This is a genomic window from Sphingomonas sp. 2SG (assembly GCF_005503285.1).
Classification (GTDB): domain Bacteria; phylum Pseudomonadota; class Alphaproteobacteria; order Sphingomonadales; family Sphingomonadaceae; genus Sphingomonas; species Sphingomonas taxi.
Map to the genome: position 1 here is coordinate 1 of NZ_SCMZ01000087.1, position 7504 is coordinate 7504.

The following is a 7504-nucleotide window of genomic DNA, read 5'->3' on the forward strand; positions in this document are numbered from 1 at the left end:
GTGCTGGGGGGAGCGCGGGCCGGCGGGCCGCGCGAGGGTTCGCCGACATCCGGCGGGGGCTGTTTCGGGACCGGGGTGCCGATCGCCTTGTCCGACCTGTTGCTCGGGCTGGGACTGCCCGGCCTCGCGACCGGCGGGCCGGTGGCGCCGGGGCGCGGTTATGTCGTCGGCGAGCGCGGGCCGGAGCTGTTCGTGCCGACCGCGAGCGGGCGGGTCGAGGCGGCACCGGCGGCGGGCGCGCGCGACGTGCGGGTGACGATCCACGTGCAGGCCGGGGCGGGGGAGGCGCCGGCGGCGATGGAACGGTCGAGCCGGCAGGTCGCGCGGGCGGTACGCGCGGCGCTGGAGGGGTGAGGGCGGTGGCAGGGGCGTGAGGAGTGTGTTCACGCGAAGACGCGAAGACGCGAAGAGGACGGTCGTTCGGGCGCGTCAGCTTCCCCCCTTCGTCATCCCGGCGCCGGCCGGGACCCATGGTTGCGGGACGGGCGCGGTGGCGCACTGCCGTCGGCGTCACGGGTCCATGGGTCCCGGCGTTCGCCGGGATGACGAACGGGGGCGTGGTCGCGTCGTCGATTCGATGGAGATCCAATATGGCGCATTGGCTGTGCTCGCGGCGCGAGCAGCAGGTGGAGGGGGTCGTGTCGCGGTTCGATCCGCGGTTCTGGACGGTCAATTTCCCGCGGCCGATGATGGCGGCGGTGACTACTCCCGCGGAAGATGCGATGCGGGTCGATGCGGTCTTCCAGACGCGGGCCGACCTCGCCGGGCTGATCTGGGAGGCGGAAGACCGGTTCGATCATCCGTTGCTGCGCTATGACACCGACCGCGATTTTCGCGGCTGCCGGTTGCGGTTCCGCTGGCGCTCGGCGGGGATTAAGGCGCTGGATGCGGTCAACGGGCCGACGCTGACGATCGAGGGACGCGATGCCGCGGGGGTGGCGCGGGCCTGGTACGTCAGGCTGTGGAATTATGCGGTGGGCACGCCGGAGGATGCGGTCGTCACGCTCGATTTCGCGCATCTGTCGGGCGGGTTCCGGCTGCCCGACGACGCGCAGCCGGTGTGGGCCGGGGATGTCGACCGGCTGTTCGTGTCGCTGGTCGCGCCCGATTACGACGGCAGCACCTCGGCCCTGCCGGCGGCGTGCGAGGGCTGGGTCGAACTGACCGGCGTCGTCTGCGAGGGGCCGGGCGCGGTGCTGGCGATCGGCGATGCGGTGCTGCCCGAACACGGCTTCGCGATCGCCAGCGGCTATGACGACAGCTACAATCTCACCCCGGCGCGGCTGCTGCGCAATGCGCTCCAGCTCGGCTATCGCGGCGCGATCACGCATTACGTCGGGATGAGCCATTATTTCCGGCTCGAAGCGCTCGACGGCGGCTTCTACGCGAGCCTGCGCGGCGGCGTGCTCAACACCGCCTGCACGGCGTGGCATCGCGACTTCGCCGCCCGCGCCAGGGCGCTCGGCTACGGCGTCATCTGGTCGCTGAGCTATGAGCTGTTCGACGCGCATTGCTGGAACGACTGGAAGCAGCGTGCCGCCGACGGCACGCCGGCGCGGACGGGGTGGGAGCCGCCCTCGACGCTGTTGTCGCCGTCGCACGACGGGGCGATGGCCTATCTGCGGCAGGTCGCGGCGGCGTTCGTCGGCATCGGCGTCGGCGCGGGGCTGGCGCCGATGGTCCAGGTCGGCGAGCCGTGGTGGTGGACGATGGCGGACGGGCGGCCGTGCCTCTACGACGCGGCGTCGGTGGCGGCGTTCGCGCCGGTGGCGATCCCCTCGGTCCGCGGTGCGCTGAGCGAGGCCCAGCGGGCGACGCTGGATCGCGCGGGCGCGGCGCTGGCCCGCTCGACCGCGACGCTGGTCGATGCGGTGAAGACGGCGTTTCCGGGGTGTCGCAGCCATCTGCTCACCTATCTGCCGACGGTGCTCGACGCTGCCGCGCCGGAGCTGGCGCGGGCCAATCTGCCGCTCGGCTGGGCCTCGCCGGCGTTCGATGTGCTGCAGCTCGAGGATTACGACTGGGTCACCGCGGGCGACGCCGCGTCGACCGCGCGCGGCGTCGCGGCGGTGCAGGCACGGCTCGGCTATCCGCCGGCACGGCAGCAATATCTCGCCGGCTTCGTGCTGCGCAGCGACCAGGCGGCGGCGCATTGGCCGCGGATCGAGGCGGCGGCGTTGGCGGCGCGGGCCCGCGGCGTCGCGGCGGTGGTGCTGTGGGCGCTGCCGCAGGTGATGCGCGACGGCTTCGTCCATTTCGAGGGGGAGGATGACGTGCAGGACTATGACGACGTGCTGTTCCCGATCGCACTGGGGCGCGAGGCGGCGGTGATCCCCGGCTTCGCGACCACGATCCTGACCGCCGCGGGCGGCGCCGAGCAGCGGAACGCCGGCTGGGCGGAGGCGCGCACCAGTTACGATGTCGGGCCGGGGGTGCGCAGCGAGGCGGATATCGCGACGCTGCTCGCCTTCTTCCGTGCGCGGATGGGGCCGGCGCGCGCGTTCCGGCTGCGCGACCCGTTCGATGCGGCCGGTGCCGACGAACCGCTCGGCAGCGGCGACGGCGTGCGGCGGCGGTTCGCGCTGGTGAAACATTATGATGCGGCGACGCGACGGATCGTGCGACCGGTGGCGGGCAGCGTGCGCGTCGCGGTGGACGGCGTCGCGACGCAGGGCTTCGGCGTCGAGGCGGGGGGCGTCGTGCTGCTCGACAGCGCACCGGCGGCGGGAGCGGTGGTGCGCGCGAGCTTCGCCTTCGACGTCGTCGTCCGCTTCGCCGAGGATCGGTTGCGGGTGAGCCGCGCGACCTTCCTCGCCGGCGAGGCGGTGTCGGTGCCGCTCATCGAGGTGCGGCCATGAGCGCGCTGTCATGCGTCGCCTTCTGCTGGCGGATCGAGCGGCGCGACGGCGTGGCGATCGGGCTGACCACGCACGACCGCGACCTCGTCGTCGACGGACTGGTGCATCGCGCCGCGCCGGGGATGACACCTTCGGCGATCGAGCGCTCGGCGGGGCTGGAGGCCGATACGATGGACGTACGGGGCGCGCTGACCAGTGCGGCGATCGGTGAGGCGGACCTGCTCGCCGGGCGCTGGGACGGGGCGCGGGTGCGCGTGTTCGCGGTCGACTGGGAGACGGGGGCCTTGGTCGCCGAGCTGGGCGAGGGGCGGATCGGCGCGGTCGAACTGGGCGAGGACGGTTTCACCGCTGAGCTGGCGGGGGCGAGCGCCTCGCTCGACCGGCCGGTGGTCGAGGAGACGTCGGCGGAATGTCGCGCCGAACTGGGCGACCGGCGCTGCCGCGTGGCGATGGCGGGGCGGCGGCGGTTCGCGCGCGTGGCGGCGGTGGCGGACCGGATGGTGACGCTGGATGCCGCCGAGCCGGTCGCGGGGGCCTATGCCGGCGGCTTGCTGCGCTGGTTCGGCGGCGCGAACGGCGGGCTGGTGCAGGCGATCGACGCGTCGGCGGGGGCGACCGTGACGCTGCGCGCCGCGCCGGCCTTCACGGTGGCGACGGGGGCGCTGGTCGAGCTGATCGAGGGGTGTGACAAGAGCTTCGCCACCTGCGCGGCGCGGTTCGGCAATGCCGCGAACTTCCGCGGCGAGCCGCATCTGCCGGGGGTCGACCTGCTGACCCGCTACCCCGGTGGGTGAGCGGGTCGCGGTGGCGGCGTTGGCGCTGGTCGGCGCTCCGTTCCGGCTGCACGGGCGCGACGTGGCGAGCGGGCTCGACTGTATCGGGGTGATCGCGGCGGCGCTGCGCGGCGCCGGGTGGGTGGGCGAGGTGCCGAGCGGCTATGCCTTGCGGGGCGGCGATCCCGCCGCGGTAATCGCACGGTTGGATGCGGTGCTGGCGCGGGGCGATGGCGGCGCCGCGGGCGACGTGCTGCTGTTCCGCGTCGGGCCGGGGCAGATCCATGGCGCGGTGCGGACGGGCGCCGGGATCGTCCATGCCGATGCGGGCCTGCGGCGGGTGGTCGCGCGGCCCGGGGTGCCGGACTGGCTGCGACTGGGTGCCTGGCGGTACGAGGGGAGGGGCTGATGGCGACGCTGGTGCTGAGCACGGTCGGGCAGATGGTCGGCGGGCCGATCGGCGGTGCGGTCGGGGCGATCGTCGGGCAGGCGATCGACGGGCGGCTGTTCCGCGGCGCGGCGCGCGAGGGACCGCGGCTGACCGAATTGGCGGTGCAGACGTCGAGCTATGGCACGGCGCTGCCCAAGGTGTTCGGGACGATGCGGGTCGCCGGAACGGTGATCTGGTCGACCGACCTGATCGAGACGCGCAGCAGCCAGCGCGGCGGCAAGGGGCAGCCGGGGACGAACAGCTACAGTTACGCCGCGAGCTTCGCGGTGGCGCTGTCGGCGCGGCCGATCCTGGCGGTGCGGCGGATCTGGGCGGAGGGCAAGCTGCTGCGCGGCGCGGCGGGGGACTGGAAGAGCCACACCGGATTCCGCCTCCACCTGGGGGGCGAGGATCAGCCGGTCGATCCGCTGATCGCCTCGGCGATGGGAACGACGCCCGCCTATCGCGGGCTCGGCTATGCGGTGTTCGAGGGGATGCAGCTCGCCGATTTCGGCAATCGCATCCCCTCGCTGACCTTCGAGGTGGTCGCCGATGCTGCGGCGGTGGGATGCGGCGACATCGCCGCGGCGCTCGCGCCCGAGGTGGTGGCGGCCGGCGGACTGCCGCTCGGCGGCTTCGCCGCGTCGGGGGCAAGCGTGCGCGGGGTGCTCGATACGCTCGCCATGCTCGATGGCGGCTGGTGGCGGACCGCGGGGGCGCGGCTGGTGCGGCAGAGCGATACCGGCGCGGCGCTGGGGATCGCGGATGCGGGCATGGCGGCGAGCGGGCAGACGGCGCGGCGGCGGCGGACGGTGGCGGCATTGGCGAGCATGCCGCGCGAGGTGGCGGTGGCGCATCACGATCCGGCGCGCGACTATCAGATCGGCGTGCAGCGCGTCCGCCGGCCCGGGGCCGGCGAGCGGATCGACCGGGTCGAGCTGCCCGCGGTGGTCGAGGCGGCGACCGCGAAGGGCATTGCGGCGGCGCTGGTCGCGCGCGGCGAGATCGAGCGGACGCGGCGGCAAGTGGCGCTCGGCGTCGAGGGGCTCGCCATCGCGCCGGGCGCGATCGTTGCGCTTGCCGACGAGCCGGACCGCTGGCGGGTGGCGGCCAGCAGCGTATCGGGAACGATGACGACGCTGACCCTCGTACCGGTCGGTGCGCCGGCGGTGGTGACCGGGGCGAGCAGCGGGCGGGTGGTGGCCGCACCGGACCGGACGGTAGGGCGGACATGGCTGGTCGCGGCGGAGCTGCCCGGACTCGGCGACCGGCCGCTGAGCGCGCCGCGGGTGAGCGTGATCGCGGCTGGCGAGGGGGCGGGCTGGCGGCAGGCGGCGCTGCTCTACAGCCTCGACGACGGAGCGAGCTGGACCGCGGCGGGCGCGACCGCGGCGCCGGCGACGATCGGCCGGATCGAGACTCTGCCCACGGCGGCGTCGGCGCTGCTGGTCGATCGGCGCAGCCGGCCGGTGGTGGCGCTGCGGCGAGACGACATGACGCTGAGCGACGCCGATGCGGCGAGCCTGGCGCGGGGCGGCAATCTCGCGCTGCTCGGCGACGAGCTCATCCAGTTCGCGAAGGCGGAGCCGTTGGGTGGCGGGCGCTGGGCGCTGACCGGCCTGTATCGCGGATTGCGCGGCACCGAGGCGGCGATCGGCACGCAGGCCGCCGGCGATCGGTTCGCCCTGATCGAGCCGGACGCGGTCGCGACGATCGACCTGCCGCTGGCGGCGATCGGACGACGGCTGCGGCTGCTCGCCAGCGGGGTAGGCGATCTCGATGCGCCGGCCGAGGCGGCGGTGGCGATCACCGGCGCCTCCGTCGCGCCGCCCGCGCCGGTCCATGCCGTCACCGAGACGCTGGGCGATGGCGGGCTGGCGATCCGCTGGACGCGGCGCAGCCGTGGCGGCTGGATCTGGTCCGACGGTGTCGACGCGCCGCTGGTCGAAGAGGCGGAGGCCTATCGGCTGACGCTCACCACCGCGGACGGCATGCGGCGGGTGATCGAGACGGCGGCACCGTATCTGCGCCTCGCCGCAAGCGAGCGGCCGCCGGCGGGGACGACGATCGCGATCGTCCAGCAGGGCGCGCTGGCCGCATCGCAGCCGACACGCATTCTCTTTCCGGAAGGAGCAGGACGATGACCGATCAGATGAGCGCGCGGCTGGCGCTGCCGTTGCTCGCCGCGGGGCAGGCCGGCAAGGAACTGACGCACAACGAGGCGCTGACCCGGCTCGACATGCTGGTGCAGCCGGCGGTGATCGGCATCGGCGGCAACACGCCGCCGCAAGCGCCGCAGCCGGGGCAATGCTGGATCGTCGGCACAACGCCGACCGATGCCTGGGCCGGGCATGGCGATGCGCTGGCCGGCTGGAGCGGCGGCGGCTGGCGATTCGTCGTTCCCGCCGAGGGCTTCGCGGTGTGGAACGCCGCCGCGGGGCAGCCGGTCGTCTATCGCGACGGGCGCTGGCGCGACGGCGAGGTGGTCGCCGGCCGGATCGTCATCGGCGGCGTCGCCGTCGTCGGTCCGCGCGGCGGCGCGATCGCCGATCCCGATGGCGGCACCGTGGTGGACGCAGTGGCGCGAAAAACTTTGACAGGGATTCTCAATGCTTTGCGCCAACATGGTCTGATCGCGGGATGAAATTGGGTGTGGCATCCTTGCAACAGGTCCGACCTTTTGCATTCTTGCGTGGAAACCAACCGTCGGATAGTGAGTTTGCCCTGTCCGTAGTGACACTCAAGAAAGGGGACTCCTATGCGGAAGCTTGCCGTCGTACTGGCACTGGCATCCACCGCGCTCGCCACTCCCGCCCTCGCCCGCGACAAGTCGTGGTACGTTGGCGTCGAAGGCGGCGCGATGATCGTCGAAGACATCGATTATGACATCGGTGCAACCTCCAAGGCGGCTACGGTCGACCACAATTACGGCTATGACGTCGATGGCGTCATCGGCTACGATTTCGGCGGGTTCCGCGTCGAAACCGAAGTCGGCTACCGTTCGGCGACCGTCGACGGCTATAGCTCGACGCTGACCACCCCGGCGTACACCTCGACCGGCGCGCTGGTCTCGGTTCCGCAGGGCACCTATGACTATGCCGGTGGCAAGACCTCGGCGCTCAGCTTCATGCTGAACGGCCTGCTCGACTTCGGCGACGACGACGGCATTCAGGGCTTCGTCGGCGGCGGTGTCGGTGTGGCTCGCGTCAAGGCGAACTACGGCCTGAACAACCGCGGCAACTTCGTCGACGACTCCGACACCGTGTTCGCATGGCAGGGTCTCGCCGGCGTCCGCGCTCCGCTGACCGACCATATCGACGCGACGCTGAAGTATCGTTTCTTCAACGCCGACAACGTCAAGCTGGTCGATGCGACGAACCGTCAGTTCGACGGCCGTTTCCGTTCGCACAGCATCCTCGGTGGCGTGACGTACAACTTCGGTT

The 7504-nt window shown here is 72.8% G+C and carries 6 protein-coding genes and 1 pseudogene; all 7 read left to right on the top strand.

Annotated elements, in window-relative coordinates; all coding sequences use genetic code 11:
- A pseudogene (locus tag FFS23_RS19435) lies at positions 1–354 on the top strand (tail tape measure protein); the annotation flags it as partial.
- A 236-nt stretch (positions 355–590) separates the two neighbouring features.
- Complete coding sequence (locus FFS23_RS19440) at positions 591–2858, top strand: DUF2460 domain-containing protein (RefSeq protein ID WP_137899900.1); 2268 nt, start codon at positions 591–593, stop codon at positions 2856–2858.
- Complete coding sequence (locus tag FFS23_RS19445) at positions 2855–3652, top strand: phage/gene transfer agent baseplate hub protein (RefSeq protein WP_137899901.1); 798 nt, start codon at positions 2855–2857, stop codon at positions 3650–3652. The genes FFS23_RS19440 and FFS23_RS19445 overlap by 4 nt, the downstream gene beginning before the upstream one ends.
- Positions 3645–4040, top strand: coding sequence for a peptidoglycan endopeptidase (locus FFS23_RS19450; protein WP_137899902.1), 396 nt, complete (start codon positions 3645–3647; stop codon positions 4038–4040). Before FFS23_RS19445 ends, FFS23_RS19450 begins: the two co-directional genes overlap by 8 nt.
- Positions 4040–6205 (top strand): phage tail protein, encoded by a 2166-nt coding sequence (locus tag FFS23_RS19455; RefSeq protein WP_137899903.1) that lies wholly within the window; start codon positions 4040–4042, stop codon positions 6203–6205. Before FFS23_RS19450 ends, FFS23_RS19455 begins: the two co-directional genes overlap by 1 nt.
- A complete protein-coding gene (locus FFS23_RS19460) occupies positions 6202–6705 on the top strand; it encodes a DUF2793 domain-containing protein (RefSeq protein ID WP_137899904.1) in 504 nt (167 codons plus the stop codon). The genes FFS23_RS19455 and FFS23_RS19460 overlap by 4 nt, the downstream gene beginning before the upstream one ends.
- A 114-nt stretch (positions 6706–6819) precedes the next feature.
- Positions 6820–7504 (top strand): outer membrane protein (locus FFS23_RS19465; RefSeq protein WP_137899905.1); only part of this gene is annotated, 685 nt, incomplete at its 3' end.